The sequence below is a fragment of the Sinorhizobium arboris LMG 14919 genome, from assembly GCF_000427465.1.
Taxonomy (GTDB): Bacteria; Pseudomonadota; Alphaproteobacteria; order Rhizobiales; family Rhizobiaceae; genus Sinorhizobium; species Sinorhizobium arboris.
Genome location: NZ_ATYB01000014.1, coordinates 2,801,428 through 2,821,569, shown reverse-complemented (window position 1 = coordinate 2,821,569; position 20,142 = coordinate 2,801,428). Strand labels below are relative to the sequence as shown.

Genomic DNA, 20,142 nt, shown 5'->3' with positions numbered 1-20,142 from the left:
TCGTCCTTACTTTCCGCTGCCTGCCATGGAGGCGACCACCTGCGCGGCGATCTTCAGCCGCTGGCGCACGACCGAGCGGCCCAGCAGTTCCATCGAATCGAACAGCGGCAGCGAGCGCTGCGAGCCCGAGCAGGCGACGAAGAGCGGCGCTACCACGGCTTTCAGCTTCTTGCCCATGCGTTCGGCGCTGGCACGCAGTTCCGTCTCGATCGATTCCCTGTTCCATTCGAGGATCTTTTCAAGATCCGGCTGGACGGTGTTCAGGATTTCGAGCATCTCCTCGGGCGTGGCCTTCACGCCGGCGAAGGCGGCAGGCTGCAGGCCGAGATCCGACTTGAAAAGGAATGCAGCGAGCTCCGGCAGTTCGCCGAGCTTCGAAATGCGGGTCTGCGAGAGCTTCAGACCTTCCTTGAGCCGCTCGTTGTCCATCGCCCAGGCGAGCACGCGGGCTGCGAATTCCTCTTCCGAGAGCTTCTCGCGGATCCAGCGCGCGTTCAGCCAGTCGAGCTTCTGGATGTCGAAGATCGCGCCGGCCTTGGAGAGGTTTTCGGGATCGAATTTCTCCGTCAGCTCCTCCATCGTCAGCAGCTCTTCGCCTTCGGCGATCTGAATGAAGAACAGGCCGAGGAAGTTCATCAGCGCTTCCGGCAGGTAGCCGAGCGCCGTGTAATAGGAGATGGAGGTCGGGTTCTTGCGCTTCGACAGTTTCGACTTGTCGGCATTGCGCATCAGTGACAGATGCATGAAGACAGGCGGTTCGAGGCCGAGATACTGATAGATCAGAATGTGCTTCGGCACGGAAGCGAGCCACTCCTCGCCGCGTGCGACATGGGTGATCTTCATCAGATGGTCGTCGACGACGTTCGCCATGTGATAGGTCGGCATCCCGTCGGCCTTGAGCAGCACCTGCATGTCGACGGCTTCCCACGGAATTTCCACGTCTCCATAGACGCCGTCGTGGAATTTGCAGGAACCCTCCGCCGGAATCTTCATGCGCACGACATGCGGTTCGCCGGCGTCAACGCGCGACGCCACTTCCTCGGCCGAGAGGCTGAGGCAAAGGCCGTCATATTTCGGCGGCTTGCCGGCGGCGCGCTGCGCCTCGCGCATCTGCTCCAGCCGCTCGGGCGTGCAGAAACAGCGAAAGCCGTGGCCGTTCGCAACGATCTTTTCGACGTAAGGCTTGTAGATGTCCTTGCGGTCGCTCTGGCGATAGGGGCCGTAGGGACCGCCGATATCCGGGCCCTCGGACCATTTCAGCCCGCACCACTTCAGCGCGTCGAGCACCTTTTTCTCGAATTCCGGGGTCGAGCGCGTCGCATCCGTGTCTTCGATGCGCAGGATGAATTCGCCGCCGTGTTTCTTGGCGAAGAGATAGTTGAAGAGCGCGATATAGGCGGTGCCGACATGCGGCTCGCCGGTGGGGGAAGGTGCGATACGCACCCGGACTGCAGAATCTGCCATTGTCGTTGCCCGTCTTGACGTGCTTTCGGGCCCTTGCCGGAGTGGTTTCCAGCTCGCGGGCGCGCATTTTATGGGAAGGAAAGGCCCGCAAGGGTGCCGCACCAGCGGTTTAGCCAGGCAATTCCAGTCGGCAGGCGTGAGACCATAGAAAGCCCGGCATGTCAACGGAAAGCCGCGGGCGGCATTGTTGCCGGTCGTCTCGACGATGCCCGGCACATGGACAGGTGCCCATTCGGGAACATCCTCGGTGTCCGAGCGTTATGGCGGCGAGGACGCGGACTGTGGCAACCGGACGCGACGGGATGGAGAACACGAAGTTTTTCCGGTTTCATTCGTGGCCGATGGAAAAAGGCAGCCAGCTCCAACCGTCCAGCCCGCATCCTCGCCCCCTCCCGCAGCCCGTTGCGTGCGACCTTGAGGCTTGACGGCTTCAAGGTCGCACGCAACGAAGCAATCACGCAGAGGCCCGCATCGGCAATGCGGCCCTTCCTGTGTGTGCTTTCTACTCGGACCTTGCGGTCTGGCGCTTCAGGCGCGCATTGCGGGCGACCATGTTGAGAATTTCGACAAGTGCGGAAAAGGCCATGGCCGCATAGACGTAGCCCTTCGGCACGTGGAAACCCATGCCTTCGGCGATCAGTGTCGTCCCGATCATCAGGAGGAAAGCGAGCGCCAGCATGACGATCGTCGGATTTCTCTCGATGAAATTCGCAAGCGGGTTCGCCGCAACCAGCATGACGGTCACGGCGACGACGACGGCGACAACCATGATCGGCAGGTGCGGAGTCATGCCGACGGCGGTGATGATGCTGTCGACCGAGAAGACGAGATCGAGAAGCAGGATTTGTCCGATTGCGGCACTAAAGCTGTTGATCGCGGAGGTGGCGATGAAGTCCTCCTCATGATCGCTCGGGTCGACATTGTGATGGATTTCCTTGGTTGCCTTCCAGACGAGGAAGAGCCCCCCGGCGATCAGGATCATGTCCTTCCAGGAAAAGCCGTGGCCGAAAGCTTCGAAGACCGGCTGCGTCAACTGGACGATCCAGGCGATGGTGCCGAGCAGTGCGAGCCGCATGACGAGAGCGAGGCCGATGCCGATGCGCCGGGCGCTGACCCGGTTTTCCGGCGGCAGCTTGTTGGTGAGGATCGAGATGAAAATGAGGTTGTCGATGCCGAGGACCACCTCCATCACGATGAGCGTGATAAGGGCGATCCACGCCTCTGGGCTTTGAGCAAGCGTGAGGATTTCCTGCATCGGCGCTTTTTCCTTCTCCGGACACGACAAGATCGCCGCAGTATTTAGGGATACTTGCGAAAGTCGCAAGCGCCGCCGCGTTTTTCGCGGCGACGTTGTCGGCTCCAGGTGATCGAAAAGGTGGAAATCCCGATGGAAAGCCGCTGCACGTGTTCGTGCACCGGAAGTCAGGCCTTCAGGGGCACCCAGATCTCGACCGCACCCATGCCGGAATGCGGATCGAAGCGCTCGTCGTAGCGTTCCATCAGGTCGGGCAATTCGCCGTGCCGGCAGCCGGATTCCGGAAACCAGGTCGTGAAGATGTGGTGGGCCGTGGTGGCGATGCCGGAAATATGCCCGCGATGGACGAAGATTGCGTAGCGCTGCCGGGGCAGCTTGAGTGTAGAAAACCCGGCGGGCAGCGGCTCGGTTTCCCTGATCTCCGCCGCAGCCATGTAGCGGAAGCGGCCCGCCTCGCCGTCCGAGTGGGTGCAGACGCCATAGGCGATATTGCCGTGCTGACCGGGAATGTTGCCGAAATAGGCGTTGAAGCGCTGCCAGAGCGAAGGAATGCCTTCGGTGCGGTTATAGTCATAGGTCTCTGCGAGACCGGCGAGAAGAAGCCCCGGGCTTTCCTCGAAGCGCGGCGGTTCGATCTTCAAAGTGCGTGCGTCGTCCATTCTGATAGGCTCCAAGAGCTCGACATTGCGGACGTGCCTCTGCTTGCGGATCGATTCGGGTGTCACCCCGAACTGCTCGCGGAAGGCACGGGTGAAAGCCTCATGCGAGCCGTAGCCCGCCTCGAGGGCCACTTGGAGGATGCTGGATGTGCCGTTGGCGAGGGCAAGCGCGGCCCCGCTGAGGCGCCGGCCGCGGATATAGGCGCTGATAGACCGTCCGGTCGAAAGCCCGAACACGCGCGAAAGATGATAGCGCGAGAGGCCGGCGGCCGCGGCGATATCGTCCAGTGATATGTCCTCGGCGAAATGGCTTTCGATGAACCAGATCGCCCTTCCGATGGCACTCATCGACACTCCCTTTGTGGTCACGCAAGGTCTACGGCCTTTCAGGCGAGCGCGTTTGATCGCAATTGCTGGATTGCAGGAAGATGGCGCGGCGTATCTCGGCGGCAAGGCGCCGTCGCGTTTACTCCGCGCCCGTCTTCTTTCCGTAGGCGGCCAGGAAAACGCGGATGGCGGATCTGACGTTCTTTTCGATGCTTTCGGCAGAGACCGCATCGCACATGCCGAAGAGGCGGCCCTTGAACATTCCGGCCATGGCCAGATCGATGAACTGTTTTGCGGCTATTTCCGTGTCTTCGATCGAGAGCGTGCCCGCCGAGACCTGCTGGTCGAGATAGGCCTTGAGCACCGTATAGCCGTTCTCGGGCGTTGCAGTGAAGAAGCGCTGCGCCAGCCGGGGCATCCGGTCGATCACGCCGAGTACGGTCCGCATCGCGCGGATCGTGTAATCCGAAGTGATGCTCGTCACGAGCTTCACGCCGAAATCGTGAAGCGCCTCCTCGATGGGCTCATTGCCGTTCAACGATTGCTTGACGCTGTTGACGATAATATTGCGCTCGCGCGCGATGAGCGCGGTGAACAGGTCTTCCTTGTTTTCGAAATAGACGTAAAGAGTGCCTTTCGAAACGCCGGCCTCGCGGGTGATGTCGTTCATGCTGGCGGCGTCGAAACTGCTTCGCATGAAAACGCGTTTGGCGCCGTCGAGAATCTGCTCGCGTTTGACCGGATCCGCGCCGGCGGCGTGGCGCCCGCCGCCCGGCGGGTGTTCCTGCTGATCGTGCAGGGAATTTTCCTGCGCTGCGCGTGTCACTGAGGTCATGGCTGTCGGACGTATCCACTCCTTAGAACTCGTTGCGTCATAGAACCTCGGACGGGTTCGAAGCCGAGATGAATGACGCAGGCGATTCCAGTAAGAATAGCGGGCGCTGAGCGCATGCGCACAACTTTTCTTCACCCTGTCTCACTAATCGAACCGTCCGGTTCGATTGCCCCTTGATATGCGGTGCGAAAGGCATTATGTCAACCTTCATCGAACCGAACGGTTCAGTTCAATTCCAACCTGAATTGGTGGTCCATGTCCGCTTCCAGCTCATCCAGCGCTGCCCGTGTCCGTCCCGTCGGCGACGATTTCGAAGTCGCGGATAACCAGAAGGCCGAGGCCAGGAGCCCCGCAACCGAGGCCACCGCCGAAAAGGCGGGCCCGCAGATCGCTGCACCCCCGACGAAACGCCGTAAAATCCTTCCGGTACTGGGTCTGGTGCTCTTCGGGGCCGCCGGCTGGTACGGCTACGACTGGTGGACCAATGGGCGTTTCCTGGTCTCGACCGACGACGCTTACATAGAAGGGGACATCGCCACGATCTCGCCGAAGGTGTCCGGTTACGTTGCCAAGGTCGACGTTGTCGCCAATCAGCGTGTCAGGGCGGGCGATCCGCTCGTTACGCTCGACGACGGAGATTACCGCATTGCTGCCGAGCAGGCCCAGGCGCAGATCGCCACCCAGAGGCTGGCGCTCGACCGTTTCGACGCGCAGATCGGCGGCGCCAGGGCGAGCCTCGCCCAATCCGAAGCGCAGAAGAAGGCGCTTGAGGCAACCGTCCGCGGCGCGGAACTGGCACAGAAGCGCGCCAGCGAGCTCCAATCGAAGTCCTTCGGGACGGATGCTTCCCGCGACAGCGCCCAGGTGGCGCTCGATCAGGCGCGTGCGAATCTCGCCGGCGCCGAGGCCAACATCGCCGCGGCCAAGGCCAATATCACCGTGCTCGAAGCCCAACGGCTGGAAGCGGAAAGCACGATCCGATCGCTGGAACTTGCCCGCGACAAGGCGAATCGGGATCTCGGCTTTACCGTGCTCAAGGCGCCCTACGACGGCGTCATCGGCAATGTCGCGGTCCAGGTCGGCGATCTCGTTTCGGCCGGCCAGCGGCTCGCCGCGCTCGTGCCGACCGACCAGCTCTATATCGATGCCAACTTCAAGGAGACGCAGATCGCGCATCTGGTGCCGGGCTCCAAGGTTGAGATCCATGTCGACGCCTATGAGGATCACCCGATCGAAGGCACCGTCGCATCGATCGCGCCGGCCTCCGGCTCGGTCTTCTCGCTGCTGCCGGCCGAAAACGCGACCGGCAACTTCACCAAGGTCATCCAGCGCGTTCCGGTGCGCATCACGCTCCCGGCCGACGTGCTGGCGGAAGGGCACCTTCGCGCGGGGCTGAGCGTCGTCGTCGACGTCGACACCCGCACAGCACCGGAACAGTCGAAGGTCGCTGCGGCACAGTAAACGGCCCGCAGCCTGAGGAGTGGCGGAAATGGCCGCAACAGCAACAGCGGGCGCGGCTGCGCCGAGCCTGCCCAAGGCCGAGGAGCACATGGACCCGCGGCGGCTTATCGCGTTTTTCGCGATGGTCGTCGGCATGTTCATGGCGATCCTCGACATCCAGATCGTCTCCGCCTCGCTCGCCGAGATCCAGGCGGGCCTGTCGGCCGGATCCGACGAGATCGGCTGGGTCCAGACGTCCTACCTGATCGCGGAAGTCATCATGATTCCGCTCTCGGGCACGCTTGCCCGCATCGTCTCGACGCGGGTGCTCTTCTCGGTAGCGGCCGCTGGCTTCACGGCGGCGAGCGCTCTTGCCGCCACGGCCACCAATATCGAACAGATGATCGTTTACCGGGCGATCCAGGGCTTTATCGGCGGCGGCATGATTCCGTCGGTCTTTGCCGCAGCCTTCACCATCTTCCCGCCATCGAAGCGCAACGTCGTATCGCCGATCATCGGACTCATCGCGACACTGGCGCCGACCATCGGCCCGACGGTCGGGGGCTATCTAAGCCATGCCTTTTCCTGGCACTGGCTGTTCCTCGTCAACGTCATTCCCGGCATCATCGTCGCGACGGTCACCTGGATATTCATTGACTTCGACAAGCCGGAACTTGGATTGATCAAGAAGTTCGACTGGTGGGGGCTTCTCGCCATGGCAATCTTTCTCGGCTCGCTCGAATACGTGCTGGAGGAAGGCAATGCCAATGACTGGTTCAACGACGACCACATCGTCATGGGCGCCGTCGCAACCACGGTCGCCGCCGTCATTTTCTTCTACCGGGCGTTCAAGGTCGAGTTTCCGGTCGTCGATCTCAAGGCCTTCGCCAACCGCAACTTCACCTTCGGCTCGCTCTTCTCATTCGTGATGGGGATCGGCCTTTACGGGCTCACCTATCTCTATCCGCTCTATCTCGGGCGCATCCGCGGCTACGATTCCCTGATGATCGGCGAGACCATGTTCGTCTCCGGCCTGGCCATGTTCCTCACGGCGCCGGTGGCGGGCTTCCTCGCCGGGCGATTGGATCCGCGGGCGATGATGACGATCGGCTTTGCCGGCTTTGCCGCGGGTACCTGGCTGATGAGCCAGATGACCGCCGACTGGGATTTCTGGGAGCTGCTCGTCCCGCAGATCCTGCGCGGCTGCTCGCTGATGCTGTGCATGGTGCCGATCAACAATATCGCGCTCGGCACCCTGCCGCCGGCGCGCATCCGCAACGCGTCGGGGCTCTATAACCTGACGCGTAACCTCGGCGGGGCAGTCGGGCTTGCGGTCATCAACACGATTCTCACGCAGCGCCAGGATTTCCACTACGCCCGGCTTGCCGAGCACGTGGAGTGGGGCAATCCGGAGGCCGTCGAGCGGATGCGCAACATCGCCTCGACCTTCACTGCGCACGGCCTCGACGGAACGACGGCGGCCGTCAAGCAGCTGGCGGCGATGGCCCAGCAGCAGGCGGTGATCATGTCCTTCATCGATGTCTTCCTGTTGCTGACGGTCCTGTTCCTGTCGATGATCGCCGGCGTCCTGATGATCTCCAAACCGCAGGGCGCCGGTCCCGAAGGCGGCGGACACTAGAGATTTGATGCCGCGGGCTTGTTGCCGCTCTTGCCGTTGCCGCGACAAGAGCGGCAAAAACCGCGCCATTGGCGCTTTACGCGCTTTCAAGATCGCTGCAGAATTCGCGTCCGTCGGATCGGTCGGAGGGCGCGTGGAGGACCGCGCGGGCGGCGCATGAACGATCATTCCTGCTTACGGCCTTCGCGGCGGATGTTTCTCGCCGGTGCGGTCGGATTCGGTCTTTCGATGGCGGTGGGCGGCAGAAGTCCGAGGGCAGCCGGCCCCGCGGTCGACGCCACCTTCCTCTTTGCCGCGGATGTCCATGCCTGCCTCGTTTCGACGAAAGGGCTCGCACCGAATTGCGAGCAGGAAGGCAAGACCGACGCCAACCTGTTGCGCCATGTCGCCGCGCTCAACGCCATCACCATCGAGCATTGGCCGGAGACGATCGGCGGCAAGCCGAGCGGTCTCGCCAGCGCCGGCACGAGGATTTCGCGTCCGCTCGGCCTGGTGCTGGGCGGCGACATTACCGACGATGGCGGCGGCCAGGTTCGCCAGCCCCGCGAGGGACGGCAATTGCGCCAGTTCCAGAGCCGATACGAGCAGGCGCCGGGCCCGCACCATATTCATGTTCCCGTTTATGTCGGCCTTGGAAACCATGACCTCGATCAGGACGGACCGCCGCCGAATGCCGACTGGTATCGCCGGGAGCTGCGCGACTATGTCGAGCTCACCCATCGCCGCACCGTCTTCTACAAGCCGCCGGTGCCGGTCGCGAACTACGATCCGCTATCGGACAGCTATTCCTGGGACTGGGGCGGTCTTCATCTGGTGCACCTGCAGCGTTTCGGAGGCGACCAGAACAAGGGCGCGGTGAGTGGATTGCCGTGGCTCAAGAGCGATCTTTCCTCTTCTGCCGCCGATGGCCGGCCGGTCGTTCTCTTTCAGCATTACGGGTGGGACGGGTTTTCGACCGAAACCTGGGATCCGGCGAAAAGGACCTTCGATGACGAGGGGGAGGGCGAGCCGCACTGGTGGAGCGCCCACGAGCGCCAAGTGCTGCTCGACCACTTGCAGAGCTACAACGTCGTCGGCCTTTTCCACGGGCACGAGCATGACCGTGTCATGGCCTACAGGGTCGGCGAGATCGACGTCTTCAAGCCCAAGGCGGCCTTCCTCGGTGGCTTCGCCGTCGTGCGCGTCACCGGCAGCTTCATGGATGTAGCCTTTGGCGAAGCCGAGGGCGAGCATGGCCGCGTCGTCTTCACTCAAGCCTTCAGCAAACGTTTCGACTGAAACGGCAATCCCGAAATCGTCCATTCGGTCGCCGGTAAGAGATTCCTGATTTACGTACATCAAAAATTCCTCTAATGGGTCTTCCGGGAGGAACAGATGCGACCGACAGTTCACGATATCGCCGCCGAGGCGGGCGTCAGTCTCGCGACCGTGGACCGGGTGCTGAACAACCGTCCAGGCGTGAGAAGGGTCACCCGCGACAGGGTGGAACGGGCGATCGCCACGCTCGGCTATGTTCGCGACGTCGCCGCTGCCAATCTGGCCAAGGGCCGCAGCTATCCCCTGGTCTTCATCCTGCCCGCGGGCGAAAACTTCTTCATGCGCGGCCTCGAGGCCGAAGTGCGATCCGCCATGTCGCGTTCCGCAACCGAACGGCTGGATATCACGATCCTGTCGGTTCCGGCCTTCGACGCGCCGGCGCTCGCCGCCGCACTGATCGATGCGCGCGAGCGTCGGCCGGCGGGTGTCGCGGTGGTTGCCGTCGACGCGCCGGAGGTCACGGAGGCGGTGAAGCGGCTCCGCGAAGACGGTATTTCCGTCGTTACGCTCGTTTCCGATCTGCCGGGGTCCGGTCGCGATCACTTCGCCGGCGTCGACAATGTCGCCGCCGGTCGCACGGCCGGCAACCTGATGGGCCGGTTTCTCGGCGGCCGCGAAGGGCCCGTGGCGGTGCTTGCCGGCTCTATGCTTGTACGCGACCATCGCGACCGGCTGGAGGGTTTCGGGGCGGTAATGGGCGAGGATTTCGCCTTGCGCCGGATCCTGCCGGTGATCGAGGGGCAGGACAATCCGTCGCTCGTCGAGACGCTCGTCGGCGCGCTCATAGAGCGGCATCCCGACCTTGCCGGCATCTACAGCCTCGGCGCCGGCAATCGCGGCCTTGTCGCGGCTCTCGAAAGGGCCGGCAAGGGAAAGGCCGTTTGCGCGATCGCGCATGAACTGACGCCGCACAGCCGCGCCGGGCTTCTCTCGGGCACGATCGACGCGATCCTCAACCAGAATGCGGGCCACGAGGTCAGGAGCGCCATCCGGGTGCTGAAAGCAAAGGCGGACGGCCTGCCCGTGATCGCGGCGCAGGAGCGCATCCGCATCGATATTTTCCTGAAGGACAACCTGCCGCTCGAGCAGGCATAGGAGGGCACCATGTATCTCGGACTGGATCTCGGCACGTCCGGCGTCAAGGCCATGCTGATGGACGGCGAGCAGCGGATCGTCGGCTCCGCCACCGGAACGCTCGACGTGGACCGGCCGCATCCCGGCTGGTCGGAACAGGATCCGGCGGACTGGACCCGTGCTGCAGACGAGGCGATCGCCCGACTGAGGGAAACGCATGCGCAAGCACTTGCCGCCGTCCGCGGCATCGGCCTCTCCGGGCAGATGCACGGCGCGACCTTGCTGGACGAGCACGATGCGGTACTGCGCCCGTGCATTTTGTGGAACGACACCCGCAGCTTCCGCGAGGCGGCAGCGCTCGACAGCGATCCGCAGTTCCGGGCGCTGACCGGCAACATCGTCTTTCCCGGCTTCACCGCACCGAAGCTCGCCTGGGTGCGTGAAAACGAGCCGGAGATTTTCGCCAGAGTTCGCTGGGTGCTGCTCCCGAAGGACTATCTGCGCCTTTGGCTGACCGGCGAGCATATGTCGGAAATGTCGGATTCGGCCGGCACGTCATGGCTCGACACGGGCAAGCGCAAGTGGTCCGCGAGCTTGCTTGCCGCTACGCATCTCGAAGAGCGGCAGATGCCGGAACTCGTCGAAGGCACCGATGGAGCCGGCACGCTGCGGCCGGAGCTCGCTGCGCGTTGGGGCATGGGATCTGGTGTCGTGGTCGCCGGCGGTGCGGGCGACAACGCCGCGTCGGCCTGTGGCATGGGGACGGTCGGAGAGGGCCAGGCCTTCGTCTCTCTCGGCACCTCCGGCGTGCTTTTCGCCGCCAATGCGAGTTATCTCCCCAATCCGGAGAGCGCGGTCCACGCCTTCTGCCACGCATTGCCGAACACCTGGCACCAGATGGGCGTGATCCTCTCGGCGACGGACGCGCTGAACTGGCATTCCGGCATCTCCGGGCGGAGTGCCGCCGAACTCACCGGCGAGCTGGGCGAGAGCCTAAAGGCGCCGGGCTCCGTGACGTTTCTTCCCTATCTCTCCGGCGAGCGCACCCCGCACAACGACGCGGCGATCCGCGGCGTCTTTGCCGGCCTCGGCCACGAGAGCTCCCGGGCGGTGCTGACGCAAGCGGTGCTCGAGGGCGTTTCCTTCGCCATCCGGGACAGCCTCGAGGCACTGCGCGCCGCCGGCACGACGCTGACGCGCGTGACGGCGATCGGCGGCGGCTCGCGCTCGCGTTACTGGCTGAGATCGATTGCGACCGCGCTGAACCTGCCGGTCGATCTGCCCGCCGACGGCGATTTCGGCGCTGCCTTCGGCGCGGCCCGGCTGGGCCTGATCGCTGCTACCGGCGCCGACCCGCTCGCGGTCTGCACGGCGCCCGAGACGGCGGAGACGATGGCGCCGGAGGCATCGCTCGTGCCCGCCTATGAAGATGCCTATCAGCGCTATCGCCGGCTTTATCCGGCGGTAAAGGAAGCGACGCTGTGAGCGGTTTCGGCGCATCCACCAACTGCCTTCCACCCGATAGCCGGCTCCGTCGCGAACGGTGCCGCCAATTCACAATCCATGAGAGGAGACTGCCGTGAGCACGGGATTTTTCGGCGATATAGCCAAGATCAGATATGAGGGACCGGAAAGCACCAATCCGCTCGCTTTCCGCCATTACAATCCGGACGACATCGTCCTCGGCAAGCGGATGGAGGATCATCTGCGCTTCGCCGTCGCCTACTGGCATAGTTTTGTCTGGCCGGGCGGCGATCCATTCGGCGGGCAGACTTTCGAGCGCCCCTGGTTCAAGGATTCGATGGAGGCCGCGAAGCTGAAAGCGGATGTCGCCTTTGAATTCTTCCAGCTTCTGGGCGTGCCGTACTACTGCTTCCACGATGCGGATGTGCGTCCCGAGGGGCGGAACTTCGCCGAGAACACGAGCAACCTCAACGAGATCGTCGACTATTTCGCGAAGAAGCAGGACGCGACCGGCGTCAAGCTGCTGTGGGGCACGGCGAACCTCTTTTCCAACCGCCGCTTCATGGCGGGGGCTGCGACGAATCCGGACCCGGACGTCTTCGCCTTTGCCGCCGCTACGGTGAAGACCTGCATCGACGCGACGCAGCGGCTCGGAGGCGAGAACTATGTGCTCTGGGGCGGACGCGAAGGTTACGAGACCCTGCTCAACACCGACCTCAAGCGCGAGCTCGATCAACTCGGCCGCTTCCTCAATCTGGTCGTCGAATACAAGCACAAGATCGGCTTCAAGGGCACGATCCTGATCGAGCCGAAGCCGCAGGAGCCGACCAAGCACCAGTACGACTACGACGTCGCGACCGTCTATGGCTTTCTCAAGAAATACGGACTCGAGAACGAGGTTAAGGTCAATATCGAGCAGGGCCACGCGATCCTTGCCGGACACTCCTTCGAACACGAGCTGGCGCTTGCCAATGCGCTCGGCATTTTCGGTTCGATCGACATGAACCGCAACGACTACCAGTCCGGCTGGGACACCGACCAGTTCCCCAACAACGTGCCGGAAATGGTCCTCGCCTATTACCACGTCCTTGCGGGCGGCGGTTTCAAGACCGGCGGCACGAATTTCGACGCCAAGCTGCGCCGCCAGTCGATTGATCCCGAAGACCTGCTGATCGGCCATATCGGCGGCATGGATTGCTGCGCGCGCGGCCTCAAGGCGGCCGCAAAGATGATCGAGGACAAGGCTCTCTCCGCCCCGCTCGAAGAGCGCTACGCCGGCTGGAGCGTGCCTGAGGCGAAGAAGATGCTCGAAGGCGGCTTCTCGCTCGAGGAGATCGAGGCCTGGGTGCTGAAGGCCGACGTCAATCCGCAGCCGAAATCCGGCAGGCAGGAACTTTTGGAAAACGTCGTCAACCGCTACGTCTGACGGGCGCAGGAATCCTTTTTCGCGAGGGGGGCAGAAGCCGATTGCCCCTCGCGAAGAATCTGCTAGCTTCTGGCTCCTGCAACGTTGCAGGTATATCAGCTATCGCGAAATTCGCGGACCGGAAGCACTGCAAGTCAACGGTCGGCCGCGGGGCCGGCACATCGGACACCGCTCCATCAGGGAGGAAGTTGTATGAAGACGATCAAAGGACCGGGGCTGTTTCTTGCGCAATTCGCCGGCGATGCCGCCCCCTTCGATTCCTGGGATTCGATTACCAAATGGGCAGCCGATTGCGGCTATAAGGGCGTGCAGGTCCCGAGCTGGGACGGCAGGCTCTTCGACCTGAAGAAAGCTGCCGAATCGAAGACCTATTGCGACGAGGTCGCCGGCAAGGCGCGTGACAACGGCGTCGAGATCACCGAGCTTTCTACCCACCTCCAGGGCCAGCTCGTCGCGGTGCATCCCGCCTATGACGAGGCTTTCGACGGTTTCGCCGTCCCGGAAGTACGCGGCAATCCGAAGGCACGCCAGGAGTGGGCGGTCGAGCAGGTCAAGCTGGCGCTGACGGCCTCGAGGAATCTCGGCCTCGACGCGATGGCAAGCTTTTCCGGCGCTCTGGCCTGGCCCTTCGTCTATCCGTGGCCTCAGCGCCCGGCGGGCCTGGTGGAGACCGCCTTCGACGAGCTCGCGCGGCGATGGAAGCCGATCCTCGACCATGCGGAGGATTGCGGCGTCGACATATGCTACGAAATCCATCCGGGCGAGGACCTGCATGACGGCATCACCTACGAGATGTTCCTGGAGCGCACCGGCAATCATGCGCGTGCCTGCATGCTCTACGATCCGTCTCACTACGTGCTGCAGTGCCTGGACTATCTCGAGAATATCGACATCTACAAGGACCGCATCCGGATGTTCCACGTCAAGGACGCGGAGTTCAACCCGACCGGACGTCAGGGCGTCTATGGTGGCTATCAGAGCTGGGTGAACCGCGCCGGCCGCTTCCGCTCGCTCGGCGACGGCCAGGTGGATTTCGGTGCCGTCTTCTCGAAGATGGCCGCCAACGACTTCGCCGGCTGGGCCGTGGTCGAGTGGGAATGCTGCCTGAAACATCCGGAAGACGGCGCGCGCGAAGGCTCCGAGTTCGTGAAGGCGCATATTATCCGCGTCACCGAAAAGGCCTTCGACGATTTCGCCGACAGCGGCACCGATGACGCCGCGAACCGGCGGATGTTGGGAATCTGAGTGATCTAACCGTCTGCCCCTCTTCGTCGGGTCTAGCCCGAGGACTGACCCTCTCTCCGCAAGCCGGGAGAGGGGACTTGCCCCGCCCTTCCGCGGCGGCAAGGGGAGGCGCCGCCACGAGTCCCTTCTCGCCGCCTGCGGGAGAAGCTCGCGGCAGCGGGATGAGGGGCAAATCCATGCCAAACACTTCAGGAGAGGAAAACGGAATGGCTATCGAGGGAAGCAGCACGGAAACGCGTCAGAAGCGCATTCGGCTCGGCATGGTGGGCGGGGGCTCGGGCGCCTTTATCGGCGCGGTGCACCGGATCGCCGCCAGGCTGGACGATCATTACGAGCTTGTCGCCGGCGCGCTCTCGTCGACGCCGGAGAAGGCCGAGGCTTCGGGACGCGAGCTCGGGCTCGATCCGTCGCGCGTCTACTCGGATTTCAAGGAGATGGCGATCCGTGAGGCCAAGCTCAAGAACGGCATCGAGGCGGTGGCGATCGTCACGCCGAACCATGTTCACTACGCTGCCGCGAAGGAATTTCTCAAGCGCGGCATCCACGTCATCTGCGACAAGCCGCTGACGTCGACGCTCGCCGATGCGAAGAAGCTCAAGAAGGCGGCCGACGACAGCGATGCGCTCTTCGTGCTGACGCACAACTATACCGGCTATCCGATGGTGCGCCAGGCGCGCGAAATGATCGTCAATGGCGACATCGGCGCCGTCCGCCTCGTGCAGATGGAATATCCCCAGGACTGGCTGACCGAGAATATCGAGCAGTCCGGTCAGAAGCAGGCCGCCTGGCGGACCGATCCTGCGCGCTCCGGTGCCGGCGGCTCCACCGGCGACATCGGCACGCATGCCTACAATCTCGGTTGCTTCGTTTCCGGACTGGAACTCGAGGAGCTCTCCGCCGATCTCGACAGTTTCGTGCCCGGTCGCCAGCTCGACGACAATGCACATGTGCTGATGCGTTTCAGGGAGAAGGACGGAACGCGCGCCAAGGGCATGCTCTGGTGCAGCCAGGTGGCACCCGGTCATGAAAACGGCCTGATGGTGCGCGTCTACGGCACCAAAGGCGGTCTCGAATGGACGCAGAAGGACCCGAATTACCTCTGGTATACGCCCTTCGGCGAACCGAAGCGCCTGCTGACGCGCGCGGGCGCCGGGGCCTCACCGGCGGCGGCCAGGGTTTCGCGCATTCCTTCCGGCCACCCGGAGGGCTACCTCGAAGGCTTCGCCAATATCTATACGGAAGCGGCACGGGCAATCTACGCCAAGCGCAACGGCGACAAGGCGGACCCGGCTGTCATCTATCCGACGATAGACGATGGCATGAAGGGCATGATCTTCGTCGATGCGTGCGTCCGATCTTCGGAGCGCAACGGCGCCTGGATCAAGCTCTGAACCAAACTCGCGAGCGAGAGCAGATCCTCGGTTCGGGAGGAAAGTGGAAATGCTATTGGCAAGGGCGGGGAGATCTCGCCCTTTTTCGTTGACATTTGCCGGCGCGGCTTTAGGCCACGTCCACAGACGAGCGCGAGACCTTCCAGGTCCGCCTTACCATTGAAGCGAACGCAGCCGAGCATTCGGTCCGGCTGCGCAGACGACGAGGCTTGAACGATGATCGAAGCCAAGAATCTCGCAGAGCGGTTTCCCGGCGACTTTGTCTTCGGCGTTGCGACCGCATCCTTCCAGATCGAGGGGGCCAGCAAGGCGGACGGGCGCAAAGCCTCCATCTGGGATGCCTTCTCCAACATGCCGGGGCGTGTTTACGGGCGCCATAACGGCGACGTCGCCTGCGACCATTACAATCGGCTGGAGCAGGATCTGGACCTCATCAAGAGCCTCGGCGTCGAAGCCTATCGCTTCTCGATCTCCTGGCCGCGGATCGTGCCCGAGGGCACGGGGCCGATCAACGAGAAAGGGCTCGATTTCTACGACCGGCTCGCCGACGGACTGAAGGCGCGCGGAATCAAGGCCTTTGCGACGCTTTATCACTGGGACCTGCCGCTGGCGCTGATGGGCGACGGAGGCTGGACGGCCCGCACGACCGCCTATGCGTACCAGCGTTATGCGAAGACGGTGATTGCGCGTCTCGGCGACCGTCTCGATGCGGTTGCGACCTTCAACGAGCCGTGGTGTTCGGTCTGGCTCGGACATCTCTACGGCGTCCATGCGCCGGGCGAGCGCAACATGGATGCAGCACTTGCCGCGTTGCACTTCACCAATCTCGCCCACGGGTTGGGCGTCTCGGCGATCCGCTCGGAACGGCCGGAGCTCCCCGTCGGTATCGTCATCAATGCCCACTCGGTCTGTCCCGGCAGCGGCAGCGCCGAGGACAGGGCCGCGGCCGAACGCGCTTTCGATTTCCACAACGGGGTCTTCTTCGATCCGATCTTCAAGGGCGAGTATCCGGAGGGTTTCCTGTCCGCGCTCGGCGACCGCATGCCGGCGATCGAGGACGGCGACATGGAGACGATAGCCCAGCCGCTCGACTGGTGGGGGCTCAACTATTATACGCCGATGCGCGTTTCGGCAGACCCCGCGAAAGGCGCCGAATATCCGGCGACCATCGACGCGAAACCTGTCAGCGACGTAAAGACCGATATCGGCTGGGAAGTCTATGCGCCGGCTTTGGGCAGCCTGGTCGAGACGCTCAATGCGCGCTACAAGCTCCCCGACTGCTACATCACGGAGAATGGCGCCTGCTACAATATGGGCGTCGAGAACGGCGCCGTCGACGACCAGCCGCGGCTTGACTACATATCCGACCATCTCGCCGTTACCGCCGATCTCATTGCCAAGGGCTATCCGATGAGGGGCTATTTCGCTTGGAGCCTTATGGACAATTTCGAATGGGCGGAGGGCTACCGGATGCGCTTCGGCATCGTTCACGTCGATTACGAGACCCAGGTCCGCACGATCAAGAAGAGCGGTCACTGGTATAAGGACCTGGCGGAACAGTTTCCGAGAGGCAACCACAAACAGGACCGATAGCGGAGAGAGCGGCCTCGGTTCTATATAAAAAGTAGACTTTTGCGCTGCACTTGGCGCCTTCGAAAAAACGTACCTGTAAAATGGCGCGCTCGCCCATCATAAGGACCACATGCTTCCCGGCATGGCGGTCATGGCGGGAAGGCGTTGAAATGACCGGTTGGCCGATGATAGAGAGTTGCTCCCCGTTCCGAATGCGTTGTCGAATGTCCGTCTGACGGCGTTTTTTCAGTCCCGGCCCTGTTTGTCAGGGACCGGAGTTTCGAACATCCGAGAGCATCATGTATCCTCCCATCGTTATGATCCCTCCTGCGAGGGCGACCGGACAATGACCCTTCCATCTTCCGAGATCTCGGCCGGCGATGCGGTCGTCTTCGACGCCGTGTCAAAGCGTTTTGCGGCCTCCGGCGGAAATCCGGCCTTCACGGCGCTCGACAATGTCAGCCTGACGGTCGCTCGCGGCTCGATCACCGGCATCATCGGTCGTTCAGGCGCCGGCAAATCGACGCTGATCCGGCTCGTCAACGGCCTCGAAAAGCCTTCGAGCGGCAAAGTGCTCGTCGATGGCGTCGATGTGGTGGCGCTCGACGAGGCGGGCTTGCGTGACCTTCGCCGCTCCGTGGGCATGATCTTCCAGCACTTCAATCTGCTTTCCTCGCGCACCGTGTTCGGCAACGTCGCGTTGCCGCTCGAGATCGCCGGCATGGATCGGCGCACGATTGAGCGGCGTGTAAGACCGCTTCTCGACCTCGTCGGTCTTGCCGACAAGCACGGGCGCTATCCGTCCGAACTCTCCGGCGGGCAGAAGCAGCGCATCGGCATCGCGCGGGCGCTCGCGACCGAACCCAAACTCCTGCTCTCGGATGAGGCGACCTCCGCGCTCGATCCGGAAACGACGCAGTCGATCCTTGAATTGCTGCGGCGAATCAATGCGGAATTAGGCCTTACCGTTCTGCTCATCACGCACGAGATGGAGGTGGTGAAGGCCGTCACCTCCGACGTGGCGGTGATCGACAAGGGCCAGATCGTGGAACGGGGGCACACATTCGATGTCTTCACCCATTCCAGGCACGAGACGACGCGGGCGCTTCTTTCCGGCCTGGCGGGTTCGAAGCTGCCTGAAGCCGTTGCCAGGGGTCTGAAGCCGGCGGCGGCAAGCGGCGACCGCATCGTGGTGCGCCTTACCTTCTTCGGGACAGCGGCCGAGCGTCCTCTGATTTCGCAGCTCATCCAGTCGGTCGGCGCCGAGGTCAACATCATCGCCGGCACGATCGACGAGATCGGCGGCAAGCCCTATGGCTCGCTCGTCGTCGCCTATGGCGCCGATACCGAAACCTCGGGCAAGGCGGAGCGCTTCTTCACCGAGAACGGACTGGTCACGGAGGTGCTCGGCTATGTCGCCTGATCTTCTGCTTCGTATCGGCAGCGCCACGCTCGACACCATGTACATGGTGGCGGTTGCCGGCCTCGTCGGCTCTCTGATCGGCCTGCCGATCGGGATCTTCCTCGCGACCAGCGGCAGGGGCGAGCTGTTTCCGGCACCCAATGTGAACCGCGCCGTAGGACTTGTGGTGAACGCGACGCGGTCGACGCCTTTCATCATTCTCGTCGTCGCGATCATTCCGTTGACGCGCCTCATCACCGGTACCTCTATCGGCACTAAGGCTGCGATCGTGCCCCTGACGATCGCGACCATTCCCTTTTTCGCCCGCCTTGTCGAGGCGGCGATCCGCGACATCGACAAGGGGCTGATCGAGGCTGCGCGCGCCATGGGCGCCACCCCGATGCAGATCGTCTTCAAGGTCCTGCTTGCAGAGGCGCGGCCGGCGCTGATGCTGGCGCTGACCATGACGATCGTCAGCCTCATCGGCTATTCGGCGATGGTCGGCGCCGTCGGCGGTGGCGGTCTCGGCGACCTCGGCATCCGCTACGGCTATCAGCGCTTCATGCCGGACGTGATGCTCGTCGTGGTCGTGGTGCTGATCGTGCTCGTACAGGTCGTCCAGAGCGCCGGCGACCGCCTCGCGCGCCGCTTCGACAAGCGAAGCCGCAAGAGCTGATCCTTCCAAGACGCCAACAGCAACAAGGAGACTTCCATGAAAAAGCTCATTCTCGCCGCGGCATTCGCCGTTCTGGCCGCCGGCACCGCGCTTGCCGAGACCATAAAAGTCGGCGTGACTCCGGGCGAGCACGCCGAGATCATGGAGAAGGTGAAGGAGGTCGCCGCTCCCAAGGGACTCGACATCGAGATCCTCGAATTTTCGGACTACGTGGTTCCGAACCAGGCGCTCGCCGATGGCGACCTCAATGCCAATTCGTTCCAGCACCAGCCCTATCTCGACAACCAGATCGCCGATCGGGGCTTCGACATCGTCAGCGTAGGCCTCACCATCACCACGCCGATGGGTGTCTATTCGAACAAGGTGAAGAGCCTCGATGAGCTGGAGGACGGCGCGACGATCGCCATTCCTAACGATCCGACCAACGGCGGCCGCGCGCTCCTGGTTCTCGCGTCGAAGGGTCTCATCAAGGTCAACCCGGATGCAGGGCTGAAGGTCACTCCGGCCGACGTGACGGAGAATCCGAAGAACATCGAGTTCGCCGAACTCGATGCGGCCCAGCTGCCGCGCTCGCTGGCCGATGTCGACGCGGCCGTGATCAACACCAACTACGCGCTCGAGGCCGATCTTCATCCGAAGGAGGACGCCATCGCCATAGAAAGCGAGAAGTCCCCCTATGCCAACGTCATTGTAGTTCGCACCGCCGATAAGGACGCGCCCTGGGTCAAGACGCTCGTCGAATCCTACCACGACGACAAGGTCAAGGCCTTCATCGTCGAACACTTCAAGGGCGCGCTCATTCCGAGCTGGTGAAGATCGTACCGGCCGGGAGAGGGACAGAGTGGGTGATGAAGCTTGTCCCTTCTACCCGTAAAACGGAGAGAAGGTGCCGACAGGCGGATGAGGGGCGGCAGCTGCAGTGTGTTTGCCCCTCACCGTGACCTCCCCCCCCCGGC

General features: G+C 63.0%; 16 protein-coding genes. 12 read left to right on the top strand and 4 right to left on the bottom strand.

Going from position 1 to position 20,142, the window contains the following annotated elements; translation table 11 throughout:
• Positions 1-6 precede the first annotated feature (6 nt).
• The 4 genes from gltX to SINAR_RS0124905 form a co-directional block, all read right to left on the bottom strand.
• Entirely contained in the window at positions 7-1,464 is a 1,458-nt protein-coding gene (gltX, locus tag SINAR_RS0124920; RefSeq protein WP_028001606.1) for a glutamate--tRNA ligase, read from the bottom strand.
• 502 nt (positions 1,465-1,966) lie between these two features.
• Positions 1,967-2,719, bottom strand: coding sequence for a TerC family protein (locus tag SINAR_RS0124915; protein WP_028001605.1), 753 nt, complete (start codon positions 2,717-2,719; stop codon positions 1,967-1,969).
• Between the two features lie 167 nt (positions 2,720-2,886).
• Positions 2,887-3,726 carry an AraC family transcriptional regulator gene (locus tag SINAR_RS0124910; protein ID WP_028001604.1) on the bottom strand — a complete coding sequence of 280 codons (840 nt, stop codon included), beginning with the start codon at positions 3,724-3,726 and terminating at the stop codon, positions 2,887-2,889.
• A 118-nt stretch (positions 3,727-3,844) separates the two neighbouring features.
• Positions 3,845-4,540, bottom strand: a complete 696-nt coding sequence (locus SINAR_RS0124905) for a TetR/AcrR family transcriptional regulator (RefSeq protein WP_028001603.1) — start codon at positions 4,538-4,540, stop codon at positions 3,845-3,847.
• 255 nt (positions 4,541-4,795) lie between these two features.
• Between SINAR_RS0124905 and SINAR_RS0124900 the strand changes: the two genes are divergently transcribed.
• The 12 genes from SINAR_RS0124900 to SINAR_RS0124845 all read left to right on the top strand — a co-directional run bounded on the left by SINAR_RS0124900 (position 4,796) and on the right by SINAR_RS0124845 (position 19,999).
• Positions 4,796-6,001 (top strand): HlyD family secretion protein, encoded by a 1,206-nt coding sequence (locus SINAR_RS0124900; protein ID WP_028001602.1) that lies wholly within the window; start codon positions 4,796-4,798, stop codon positions 5,999-6,001.
• Between the two features lie 28 nt (positions 6,002-6,029).
• Entirely contained in the window at positions 6,030-7,619 is a 1,590-nt protein-coding gene (locus tag SINAR_RS0124895; protein WP_028001601.1) for a DHA2 family efflux MFS transporter permease subunit, read from the top strand.
• A 192-nt stretch (positions 7,620-7,811) separates the two neighbouring features.
• On the top strand, positions 7,812-8,897 hold the full coding sequence (locus SINAR_RS0124890) for a metallophosphoesterase (RefSeq protein ID WP_028001600.1): 1,086 nt from the start codon (positions 7,812-7,814) through the stop codon (positions 8,895-8,897).
• A gap of 96 nt (positions 8,898-8,993) precedes the next feature.
• Complete coding sequence (locus tag SINAR_RS0124885) at positions 8,994-10,031, top strand: LacI family DNA-binding transcriptional regulator (protein ID WP_028001599.1); 1,038 nt, start codon at positions 8,994-8,996, stop codon at positions 10,029-10,031.
• Between the two features lie 9 nt (positions 10,032-10,040).
• Positions 10,041-11,495: a xylulokinase gene (xylB, locus tag SINAR_RS0124880; RefSeq protein WP_028001598.1), complete on the top strand. Its 1,455-nt coding sequence runs from the start codon at positions 10,041-10,043 to the stop codon at positions 11,493-11,495.
• 94 nt (positions 11,496-11,589) lie between these two features.
• Positions 11,590-12,900: a xylose isomerase gene (gene xylA / locus SINAR_RS0124875; RefSeq protein WP_028001597.1), complete on the top strand. Its 1,311-nt coding sequence runs from the start codon at positions 11,590-11,592 to the stop codon at positions 12,898-12,900.
• Positions 12,901-13,092: 192 nt separating this feature from the next.
• On the top strand, positions 13,093-14,145 hold the full coding sequence (locus tag SINAR_RS0124870) for a sugar phosphate isomerase/epimerase family protein (RefSeq protein ID WP_028001596.1): 1,053 nt from the start codon (positions 13,093-13,095) through the stop codon (positions 14,143-14,145).
• A gap of 206 nt (positions 14,146-14,351) precedes the next feature.
• The gene (locus SINAR_RS0124865) at positions 14,352-15,536 is read left to right on the top strand and encodes a Gfo/Idh/MocA family protein (RefSeq protein ID WP_028001595.1); all 1,185 of its coding nucleotides are present in this window, start codon (positions 14,352-14,354) and stop codon (positions 15,534-15,536) included.
• Positions 15,537-15,752: 216 nt separating this feature from the next.
• Positions 15,753-17,129 (top strand): GH1 family beta-glucosidase, encoded by a 1,377-nt coding sequence (locus SINAR_RS0124860; RefSeq protein WP_028001594.1) that lies wholly within the window; start codon positions 15,753-15,755, stop codon positions 17,127-17,129.
• Between the two features lie 325 nt (positions 17,130-17,454).
• Positions 17,455-18,531: a methionine ABC transporter ATP-binding protein gene (locus tag SINAR_RS0124855; protein ID WP_028001593.1), complete on the top strand. Its 1,077-nt coding sequence runs from the start codon at positions 17,455-17,457 to the stop codon at positions 18,529-18,531.
• A complete protein-coding gene (locus tag SINAR_RS0124850) occupies positions 18,521-19,186 on the top strand; it encodes a methionine ABC transporter permease (protein WP_028001592.1) in 666 nt (221 codons plus the stop codon). Before SINAR_RS0124855 ends, SINAR_RS0124850 begins: the two co-directional genes overlap by 11 nt.
• A gap of 36 nt (positions 19,187-19,222) precedes the next feature.
• Positions 19,223-19,999 (top strand): MetQ/NlpA family ABC transporter substrate-binding protein, encoded by a 777-nt coding sequence (locus tag SINAR_RS0124845; protein ID WP_028001591.1) that lies wholly within the window; start codon positions 19,223-19,225, stop codon positions 19,997-19,999.
• Positions 20,000-20,142 lie beyond the last annotated feature (143 nt).

Coding starts and splice junctions, on each gene's coding strand:
- SINAR_RS0124845 (WP_028001591.1), top strand. CDS start 19,223: ATGAAAAAGCTCATTCTCGCCGCGGCATTCGCCGTTCTGGCCGCCGGC.
- SINAR_RS0124915 (WP_028001605.1), bottom strand. CDS start 2,719: ATGCAGGAAATCCTCACGCTTGCTCAAAGCCCAGAGGCGTGGATCGCC.
- SINAR_RS0124860 (WP_028001594.1), top strand. CDS start 15,753: ATGATCGAAGCCAAGAATCTCGCAGAGCGGTTTCCCGGCGACTTTGTC.
- xylB (WP_028001598.1), top strand. CDS start 10,041: ATGTATCTCGGACTGGATCTCGGCACGTCCGGCGTCAAGGCCATGCTG.
- SINAR_RS0124865 (WP_028001595.1), top strand. CDS start 14,352: ATGGCTATCGAGGGAAGCAGCACGGAAACGCGTCAGAAGCGCATTCGG.
- SINAR_RS0124900 (WP_028001602.1), top strand. CDS start 4,796: ATGTCCGCTTCCAGCTCATCCAGCGCTGCCCGTGTCCGTCCCGTCGGC.
- gltX (WP_028001606.1), bottom strand. CDS start 1,464: ATGGCAGATTCTGCAGTCCGGGTGCGTATCGCACCTTCCCCCACCGGC.
- SINAR_RS0124895 (WP_028001601.1), top strand. CDS start 6,030: ATGGCCGCAACAGCAACAGCGGGCGCGGCTGCGCCGAGCCTGCCCAAG.
- SINAR_RS0124910 (WP_028001604.1), bottom strand. CDS start 3,726: ATGAGTGCCATCGGAAGGGCGATCTGGTTCATCGAAAGCCATTTCGCC.
- SINAR_RS0124890 (WP_028001600.1), top strand. CDS start 7,812: ATGTTTCTCGCCGGTGCGGTCGGATTCGGTCTTTCGATGGCGGTGGGC.
- SINAR_RS0124885 (WP_028001599.1), top strand. CDS start 8,994: ATGCGACCGACAGTTCACGATATCGCCGCCGAGGCGGGCGTCAGTCTC.
- SINAR_RS0124870 (WP_028001596.1), top strand. CDS start 13,093: ATGAAGACGATCAAAGGACCGGGGCTGTTTCTTGCGCAATTCGCCGGC.
- SINAR_RS0124855 (WP_028001593.1), top strand. CDS start 17,455: ATGACCCTTCCATCTTCCGAGATCTCGGCCGGCGATGCGGTCGTCTTC.
- SINAR_RS0124905 (WP_028001603.1), bottom strand. CDS start 4,540: ATGACCTCAGTGACACGCGCAGCGCAGGAAAATTCCCTGCACGATCAG.
- SINAR_RS0124850 (WP_028001592.1), top strand. CDS start 18,521: ATGTCGCCTGATCTTCTGCTTCGTATCGGCAGCGCCACGCTCGACACC.